Annotated in this window: 3 protein-coding genes; all 3 read right to left on the bottom strand. The window is 60.9% G+C overall.

Annotation, left to right across the window (positions count from 1 at the left end; genetic code table 11):
* A partial coding sequence (locus VL15_RS38200; protein WP_048252073.1) for an IS66 family transposase zinc-finger binding domain-containing protein occupies positions 1-677 on the bottom strand: 677 nt, incomplete at its 3' end.
* A 99-nt stretch (positions 678-776) separates the two neighbouring features.
* A complete protein-coding gene (gene tnpB, locus VL15_RS38195; RefSeq protein WP_080971112.1) occupies positions 777-1,046 on the bottom strand; it encodes an IS66 family insertion sequence element accessory protein TnpB in 270 nt (89 codons plus the stop codon).
* 85 nt (positions 1,047-1,131) lie between these two features.
* Positions 1,132-1,608, bottom strand: a complete 477-nt coding sequence (gene tnpA / locus VL15_RS38190) for an IS66-like element accessory protein TnpA (protein ID WP_048252072.1) — start codon at positions 1,606-1,608, stop codon at positions 1,132-1,134.
* Between the last annotated feature and the right edge of the window lie 182 nt (positions 1,609-1,790).

Genomic DNA, 1,790 nt, shown 5'->3' with positions numbered 1-1,790 from the left:
TCGTACAGCCGGCTGTAGTGCAACTCGCTGGGCCGAATGATCCAGTTAGCCAGCGTGCCGCGGCTGACCGGGACGTTCGAGCGCGCCAGCACATCCGCCATCCGGTACAGCGGCGTGCCATCGACGTACTTCCCGGTCGTGACGGTGGCGATCATCGCTGCGCTCGCGTGACCGCCCGGCAACGGTTGTGCCAGCATGGGCGCAAGCACGATCGGCGTCCGTTCGGCATGGGTCTCGCAATGCCAGCACGCGTATTTGAAGCGGGCATTCTGGAGAACCGTGACCTTGACTTCGTAGTGCAACTGCTCGCTGACGTCTTCGCCGATGCGGTGCAGCGTGTTACCGCAACACGTACAGGTCTTCTGATCCTCGGGCAGATCGTATTCCACACGCTTGCGTGGCAGATGCGCTGGCAGTGGCTTGCGACCGCGTTTGCCAGGCACGGAGGTGGCGTCCGGCAGTCCCATATCGGGCAGCGCAGGCAGGTCGTCATCCTCTTCGGCCGGGTCGGTTTCGGCGATCTGCTCGGCCTCGTTGAACAGGCGATCACTGCGCTTCTCGCTCTTCGGTGCAAAGCGCTGCGCCAGCGCGAGACGATACTGTTCTTCAAGCGCCTCGAGGCGCTTCATCAGCTCATCGATCGTGGCGGCCGGCGGCAACTGGAAGGGATCTTTCATGCGCTTCACGATAGCGAAGCGCGACGCCGCACAGGTTTACGGCAATTCGTAACAGCCGTGCCGGCCGTTGTTTACCGGCAACAACTGTTTCGGTGCGGCTCAGTCCACGTGGACGTACTGCCGCTTGGGATGGCGACGCACGGCGTCGATGTCGATGCCGTCGAGCAGCCAGTGAAGCTGCTCCGTCGTCAGCTCGATCACCGCTTGCTGACGGCGCGGCCATACGAAATGGTCCGTCTCGAGGCGTTTCAACATCAGCCAGAAACCGGATCGATCATAAAGCAGAAGCTTCACACGGTTGCGCTTACGGTTGTGAAACGCATACACGGCGCGCGCGAGGGGATCGAGCTGCATCGACTGTTCGACCACAGTGTGACCAGACTGTTGATGCCGCTCCGGAAGTCGATCGGCTCGCGGTGCAAGTAAATCCGCAAGTCGGCGTCGAAGCGGAACATCAGCTCACCCCCAGCGCCACGATCATCGCCTTGACGAGCGCCGTGTCCTGCGAAGTGCACTCCAGGTCAATCACGATACCGCTGGGCAGTCGTACCGACAGGCGGGCTCGCGGCTGCACCACTGTCGGCGCCGACGGCGATTCTCGACACACCGACAGAGATTCCGGCGTAGCCTCTACCGCCTCCAGCGTCCCGCTCTCGATCATCACCACTGGAACGAATGTCGATGCTTCGGCTTCGATTGGTTTCGGCAACGTAGCGACTGCGCTTGCCTTCCGATACATCTCGACCCATTTGCGCAGCTGGTTTGCGTTCACCCCAGCCTTGAGCGCCAGACCAGATAGCGACGCGCCGGGTAACAAGCATGCCTTGACCAGGCGGCGCTTCCCATCGGGATCAAATGATCGTTTGCCGTTTGGGGAGATGTGCGTCACCTTCAGAGGCAGGAAATCGAGGTCAATCGTGTCAGGTGTCATCGTGGTTGCGTCCGCAAGTGTGGGTTGCGGACGCAAGCGTGACGCTTTTCGAACTCACGCGCTATGTGCGGAGAAATTCGCGCTTACGGTTGTCTCGTCCAGGTAATGGCCCTGAAAGACGCTTTTCGCGATATCCACACCCACTGCGGTACAGTTCATGTCGCCCCGTTACTATCTTCACG

The organism is Burkholderia cepacia (genome assembly GCF_001039005.1).
GTDB classification, from domain to species: Bacteria; Pseudomonadota; Gammaproteobacteria; order Burkholderiales; family Burkholderiaceae; genus Burkholderia; species Burkholderia theae.
This window is presented reverse-complemented; position numbering and strand designations above follow the sequence as displayed.

What these genes read in the sequence shown, in the direction of transcription:
- tnpA (WP_048252072.1), bottom strand. Translation starts at nt 1,608, where the DNA reads ATGACACCTGACACGATTGACCTCGATTTCCTGCCTCTGAAGGTGACG.